General features: G+C 74.5%; 5 protein-coding genes. All 5 read left to right on the plus strand.

What is annotated here, in order from left to right; genetic code table 11:
- Window positions 1–172 precede the first annotated feature (172 nt).
- The 5 genes from ACIRRH_RS32105 to ACIRRH_RS32125 all read left to right on the plus strand — a co-directional run bounded on the left by ACIRRH_RS32105 (window position 173) and on the right by ACIRRH_RS32125 (window position 6,179).
- The gene (locus ACIRRH_RS32105; protein WP_403074345.1) at window positions 173–610 is read left to right on the plus strand and encodes a MobC family plasmid mobilization relaxosome protein; all 438 of its coding nucleotides are present in this window, start codon (window positions 173–175) and stop codon (window positions 608–610) included.
- 173 nt (window positions 611–783) lie between these two features.
- Entirely contained in the window at window positions 784–2,331 is a 1,548-nt protein-coding gene (locus ACIRRH_RS32110) for a relaxase/mobilization nuclease domain-containing protein (RefSeq protein ID WP_403074347.1), read from the plus strand.
- A gap of 84 nt (window positions 2,332–2,415) precedes the next feature.
- Complete coding sequence (locus ACIRRH_RS32115) at window positions 2,416–3,690, plus strand: MFS transporter (RefSeq protein ID WP_403074349.1); 1,275 nt, start codon at window positions 2,416–2,418, stop codon at window positions 3,688–3,690.
- 13 nt (window positions 3,691–3,703) lie between these two features.
- Window positions 3,704–4,960 (plus strand): hypothetical protein, encoded by a 1,257-nt coding sequence (locus ACIRRH_RS32120; RefSeq protein WP_403074351.1) that lies wholly within the window; start codon window positions 3,704–3,706, stop codon window positions 4,958–4,960.
- Between the two features lie 199 nt (window positions 4,961–5,159).
- Complete coding sequence (locus ACIRRH_RS32125) at window positions 5,160–6,179, plus strand: GNAT family N-acetyltransferase (protein WP_403074352.1); 1,020 nt, start codon at window positions 5,160–5,162, stop codon at window positions 6,177–6,179.
- Window positions 6,180–6,325 lie beyond the last annotated feature (146 nt).

A 6,325-nucleotide genomic window follows, 5' to 3' on the forward strand; every position in this document is an offset into this window, starting at 1 on the left:
GCGGGCGCCCCTCTTCCCCGCCGCCCCCCCCCCCCCCGCCGCCCCCCGCCCCCCCCCCCCCCCCCGGGGGGGGGGGGGGGGGGGGGGGGGGGGGGGGGGGGGCCCCCCCCCCCCCCCCCACGGCTCGCCGCAGCCAGGGGGCAGCGGCGGGCAGGACAACCGACAGGAACAGATGACCACCGTCGAGCCCGCCGACGAACCGACCGTCCTGCGACGTCCGCGTCGCCGCTACCACGAGCCGCAGCAGCGCCAGCGCAAGCTGACGATCCGCGTCAGCTCCGACGAAGAAACGCAGATTCAGCACGCCGCTGACGCACGTGCCCTGACCGTCGCGCGCTTCATCGCCACCGCCGCGCTCAGCGCTGCGGCGCGACATGATGCCGCGCTCGACGCCGACGACCAGCTCGACCGTGCCATCGACGAACTCGCTGCCACACGCCGTCAGATCGCTCGCGTCGGCAACAACGTCAACCAGATCGCGCGCGAGTTGAACATCGGCGGACTGCCCCACCCTGCCGACCTGGCCGACGCCCTGGCCCGAGTCCGCACCGCCATCGCCACTGTCGACAGCACGGCCGCCGGTCTCCTCAAGCAACGGAAGAAGCACTGAACCCGAACGTCACAAGGGGGGATCGGACGTACGGCCTGCTGGCCTACCTCTACGGTCCGGGCCGTCGGGACGAGCACACCGACCCCCACCTCGTCGCCTCCTGGGACGGCTTCGCCCCCGATCCGGGCCGCGACCCGAACGCCACGATCAAGCAGCTCCAGACGGCGCTCGACATGAGGGTCGACCAGCGGGGCTCCCGCCGCCGGCTGAAGAAGCCCGTGTGGCACTGCTCGGTCCGCACCGCTCCCGAGGACCGGCTGCTCAGCGACGAGGAGTGGGCGGTGGTGGCGCGCCGGGTCGTCGCGGCCACCGGCATCGCGCCGGACGGCGACCCGGACGGCTGCCGGTGGGTCGCCGTGCGGCACGCCGACGACCACATCCACATCGCCGCCACCATCGTGCGCGGCAACCTGCTCAAGGCCGACATCGAGAACGACTACCCCCGGGCCCAGGCGGAGTGCCGCAAGATCGAACGCGAGTGGGGGCTTCGCGAACTCACCTCGGGTGACGGCACGGCCGCGAAGGAACCCACCAACCGTGAGAAGCACAAGGCCGCCCGACTGGGTGAGGCGGACACGAGTCGGCAGCAGCTGCGCGACGCGGTCCGCCAGGCCCTCGCCGGCGCGGCGAGTGAAGCTGAGTTCTTCGCCCGGCTGGAGACCTCCGGCGTGCTGGTCAACCGCAAGATCGGTCCCTCCGGCGACACCCTCGGCTACAGCGTCGCCGTCGTCGGCGAGCGGGACGCCAACGGCGAGCCGGTGTGGTTCGGCGGGTACAAACTCGCACCCGACCTGACCCTGCCCAAGATCCGCCGCCGCCTCGTGACTCCGGCTTCGGAGCGGCCGGAGACGGCCGGTTCCGCAGCAGAGGACGGCGGTGCCCGAACACCGACCGGTCGCCGCTCTCCGGCGGCCGCAGCTCGCCTCCGGGCGGCGGACACGGCGCTGGAGGCCATTGACCTCCTGGACGGCGAACCCGAGGCCGCGGCCGGGGTGGTCGAGGCGACCGGGGAGGTGCTCGACGCCCTGGCGGCCACGGCCCTGCCCGCGCAGAAGGCCGAGCTGCTGGCCGCAGCCCGCGCTTACGAGCGGGCCTCGCGCTCGCACGTGAGGGCCGCGAACTCCGACTCCCGCGCCGTGCGGGCCGTTGCCCGCGAGGTGCTGTCCGGCGGCTACACCACCAACCAGGGCCCGGACGCCACCGCCGCCGCGGGCGCGCTGGCGGCGCTGATCCTGCTCGTCATCGCGGCCGGCCGCTGGCACGCCAAGCAGGGCCACCTCCAGCAGGCCGCCGCCGCCCGCGCGGCGGCCGACGGCCTGCGTGCGGCCTACCGGCAGGCCTCCGCCCAGCCGCTGGCCGCCCTGCGCGAGCGCGGCCGGCAGCTTCCCGCCGCCGTGCGCGACCGCCAGGAGCAGGCCGTGCGGCGGGCGGTACCGGGCGAGGGCGGTCGGCGGATGCTCGCCGAGCCGGAGTTCGACGCCCTGGCCGCCGCCCTCGCCGAGGCGGAAGCCGCCGGACACGACCCCGACGTCCTGCTGGCGCGGGCCCGTTCCTGGCGGGAGCTGGACACCGCCGGGTCGGTCACCGCGGTGCTGACCTGGCGTGTGCGGCACCTCGCAAAACTGCCGCACCCCGCCGCAGGCAAGCCGAACCGGAGCACCAGCACGGCGACTTCGCCCACGCCTGCCACACCCGCTGCCCCCTCACGGCAGCGCCGCTGACCCGGCCGCCGACGGACGCCACCGGGGCTCCGTCGGCGGCCAAACCAACCCCACGCTGCCGAACCCCCTTGCAGGAGACCGCCTTTGCCCCGCCCGAACACCGCCGGCCAACACCGGAACCGAGCCGACCGGGACTGGCTGCTGCGCTGCTACACCCTGCGCGCCAGCGACTCGCTCGCCGCCGCCGTGGTCATGTACGCCGTGCCGCTGCTCGTCCTCACCCTCACCCACTCGCCCGGGTGGGCCGGACTGGCCTTCCTGCTGGAGTGGCTTCCCCGCCTCGTCGCCGTCGCGGGCGCCGGTCCCATCATCGACCGCTACAGCCCCCGCACCGCCGTCCTGACCACCAGCCTGCTGCGCGGCGCCGGCGCCCTCGCCACCCTGATCGGGCTGACCCTCGGCGCCGGGGCGTGGCTGGTCCTCCTCTTCGGGGTGCTCGCCGGCATGCTCGCCGAAGCCGCCTACCTCGCCAACGAGGCCGTGGCCGCGGAAGCCGGCCGCCGCGCGGGCGAGCGCGCCCACCGCGTCCAAGCCGTCTTCACCGGCACCGACCAGGCCGCCCTCCTGATCGGTCCGCTGATCGGCGGCCTGCTCCTGCTCACCGGACCGGCCCTGCTGCTGGTGACCGTCGCGATCCTGTCCGCCGTCACCGCCACCGTCGCCGCGAGCGTGCGCACCCACCGACCGCACCTGCACGTCGTCACCGACCCCGTCGCCGGCCACCCGCTCGCCAGCCTCGCCACCGGCATGGGCACCCTGCGGCGAACCCCCGCCCTGGCCTGGCTGGTCGGAGCACTGGCCTGCGTCAACCTCGCCTCCGGCCTGCTCCAGGTCTCCGCCCCCATCACCGTCACCCGGACCCTGCACCACTCCACCGCCGCCGTCGGCACCGTGTGGAGCATCGCCGCCGCCCTCTCCCTGGCCGCCGTCGCCGTCGCCCACCGAGCCATCGACCACTTCGGCCTGTTCACCGTCGGCGCCACCGCGGCCGCCGCCATGTGCACCGCCACCCTCGCCAGCGCCCTGGCACCCAACCTCCCCCTCTACGCCACCACCATTGCACTGCTGATGGCCGGCGAAGGTGCGGTGACCGTGGTCCTGCGCACCGCCCGCGCCCGCCTCATCCCCGACAGGGCCTTCGGCGCCACCCTCGCCACCACCGTCCTGCTCGTGCTCGCCCCGCTCCCGCTCGCCGGCCTCCTGGTCGCCCTGTGGCCCACCGGCCACCTGAACCTGCTGGTAGTAGCAACCGGAGTCCTCGTCTCGACCGGCACCTTCACCTGCTTTCGCGGACTACGCACCCACCGCAGCTCCTGGGAACACCCCCACGACGCCGACCGGCCCCTGATGGCCGCCTGACTAGGAGGACGCCGTGCCTGCCGACCCCAGCACCTACATCGACCACGCCGACTTGACCACCGAGGACTTCGCGACATTCGAGCGCCTGCGCGCCTACCTTCCCGACACCCACCCGCGCTGGGCGCTCGTGTACGGCATCAACTCGTCTACCCCCGGGGGGCGGTGGGCGAGTACCGAGGCTCTGTTCGAGCTGACCGGTCCACCCCTCGGGGCAGCCGGACGGTTCGCGCGTGTGTACTTCGACGAGCACGGCAAGGCTCTTCCGGACCGGCCGGCAGATCCCGTCACCTCGCCGTTCGCCGAGGACCTGGCCGACCACCTGCCCGGCTGGTCGGTCGAGCCCCTGCCGCTCCGCCCGGGCCGCGACCTCGCCGACCTGCACGATCGGGTCTGGTCCTGGTCCTGGCCCGGCTTCACCAGCACCACCGCTCCGCACACCGCCCTCGCCCTCACCGGCCCCGCCGGCGAGCACCTGCTCGCGGTCCGGCCGGGCGCGGACGCCCCGCTTCTGGTCGGCGCGGCCCGCCCCGACGACGCCGTCCACCTCCTGGACGGCACCCCGGAGCTGACCGTACCGGTCAGCTCCGGGGTGGAGCCGGACATGGCCACCCTGGCCGCCGAGATCACCGGTACCCTCGCGCCGCGCTACCGACAGGTGCTCTGGCGGGCCCGCGCGGACACCGTGACCTACACGGTCCACGGCCTCCAGGACCTGAGCGACGCCCTGATCGGGGACCACCCCTGGTCGGATACGCGCGACCGAAGCATCCAGCTCTTCGAATCCGAGCGCGACCGCAACCGCAGGGCCTGGTACCACGTCGAGGTGCTCCTCGACACCGGGCAGCACGTCGTCGCCGGCATCCGGTCCAACGCCCACGTCGAAGACCTCCTGGACCCATTCGTCGGGCCCCACCTGCGGCGCCTCCACGCCGCCGAGAAGGCGCTCGCCCACCTCCAGGAGATCCAGGACCGCTGGCGCGACGCGCAAGCCGCCCTCCTCGGCCCGCCCGACGACATCGAGCCCCTCCTGCGCCGGGCCGAAGCCCTGCGCGACCAGGAAGCCTGGCCCTTCGCCCGATGGCTCGCGCACAGCCAGCTGCCCGCACTGACCCGGCACGTCACCCCGAGGGTCGGCATACCCCTGCCCGATCGCGACCAGCAGATGAAGGCCGCCCGCGCCCGAGCGAGCAACCTCCCCGCCTGGCCCTCGCCCGCTGCTCCCACCCTGACCGCCGCACCGCCACCGGGCCGGCACAGGCCCACCCGCTGACCACCCGCCCGGCCGACGCCCACCGCGCCCGATCCGGGCAGGCCCGACCGCCCTACCGGAGAGACCCATCACCACCAGCACCGACACCATCACCAGCGACGCCGACGACGAGGCCACCCACGCCCTCAGCCGCTGGTACGACCGGATCGCCGACGCCCCCCGCGACAGCGATCCCGCGGCGCACCCCTCCCGCACCCGCATGTGGACCGCCGCCTGGGAGCAGCTCACCACCGAGCGGGTCGACGCCCACCGCCATCTCCAGATCACGGACCTCGGCGCCGGCATCACCGAGACGGTGCCGTACTTCCTCGTCCCCGCCCGCGGCTGCCCGTACTGGAACAGCCAGGAAACCGACGCCGGCGTCGCACCGGTGTGGCTCGGCCCCGTCCTCTACTCCGGCAGCCCCCACGCCCAGTACGGCGGAGCCGGAACCGCCACCGACGCCAGCGCCCGCCTGACCGCGCACGCAGGTCTGCGCCTGGCCGAGGAGTACGACGCCCACGCCGTCGTCTACCCGGGGCTCACCGCCGAGCAGGCCGAACGCCTCACCACCGCCGGACGCCGCCAGGGCGCAGCCCGCGTCCTCAACCTCGCTACCGACGTCGCCCACGTCCGCGAGCTGCCCACCGGCCCGGGCCTCGAACACTGGTGGGACGGTACTCCCGCCGGCCACCGCCGCGACGCGCGCCGCCAGTGGCGCCGCGCGACCGAGGTCGGCCTGACCCTCGACCCGCTCACCGGGTCCCGGATGCTGCCGCACTTGGAGGAGTTCACCGCGCTGGCCGTCGGCACCTCCGAGCGCCACGGCACAGCCCTCTACGGCCGGGACATGTTCGAGTACCTCGCCCAGGTCTCCGGCGCCGTCCTGCTCGCCGCCCGCGCCGACGGCCACCTCGTCGGAGGCATGTACGCCTTCCTCCACGACGGCTGCCTCTACCTGTGGGCCTCCGGCATCGACCACCAGCACCCCCTCGCCCGCCACGCCTACACCTGGCTGATGACCGAAGCCCCCCGCTGGGCCATCGAGCACGGCGCCCGCCGCATCGACGCCGGACGCGCCAACTACCTGGCCAAGAAGCGCCTCGGCTACCAGCCGCAGGTCCTGCGCACTGTCATCCACCTGCCCACCGACGCCGCCACCACCGCCGACGCCCTCACCGCCCTCTCCCGCCGGCTCGGCGAACAGGCCCTGCGCCACCACCCCGACCTGCCCTGGTAGCACCCCGCACATCCGCCACCCCCGGAAGGACAACCTCCTGACCAGCACCACTATCGGTAACTTCCGCGATCACAACATGCGGAATGCCTCCGGCAGCGGCGGGTCAGCGGCGGGTCAGGTCCGCGGCGTACTCGGTGCCGGAGCCC

The organism is Kitasatospora sp. NPDC101235, from assembly GCF_044767505.1.
Taxonomy (GTDB): Bacteria; Actinomycetota; Actinomycetes; order Streptomycetales; family Streptomycetaceae; genus Kitasatospora.

Coding starts and splice junctions, on each gene's coding strand:
- ACIRRH_RS32105 (WP_403074345.1), top strand. CDS start 173: ATGACCACCGTCGAGCCCGCCGACGAACCGACCGTCCTGCGACGTCCG.
- ACIRRH_RS32110 (WP_403074347.1), top strand. CDS start 784: ATGAGGGTCGACCAGCGGGGCTCCCGCCGCCGGCTGAAGAAGCCCGTG.
- ACIRRH_RS32125 (WP_403074352.1), top strand. CDS start 5,160: ATGTGGACCGCCGCCTGGGAGCAGCTCACCACCGAGCGGGTCGACGCC.